Below are 217 nucleotides of genomic sequence, written 5' to 3'. Positions count from 1 at the left end.
TCCCGTTAAACTAATGGTCGCGGTGCCACTGTTTTGCGCGACAAACGTATAATAATCATTATCACCAGCATAACCTGTAATGCTGGCATCTCCATTACTGTCTAATGAAACCAAAGCGGCTTCCGATGTAGAGTCCCCCGCATCACCACCACTGACGGTGGTGCCATTAATTATATCATTATTGGTACTGGGAACAGGTGTGACAGCAGCGACTGTA

General features: G+C 46.5%; 1 protein-coding gene. It reads right to left on the bottom strand.

What is annotated here, in order from left to right:
• Positions 1–217, bottom strand: a 217-nt coding sequence (locus JWG39_RS16370; RefSeq protein WP_205220486.1) for a hypothetical protein, incomplete at both ends; no start/stop codon positions are given.

Origin of the sequence: Desulforhopalus vacuolatus, assembly GCF_016918505.1 — a bacterium.
Lineage (GTDB): Bacteria > Desulfobacterota > Desulfobulbia > Desulfobulbales > Desulfocapsaceae > Desulforhopalus > Desulforhopalus vacuolatus.
Note: the sequence above shows the minus strand (reverse complement) of the source record. Positions and strands in the feature narration are given on the sequence as shown.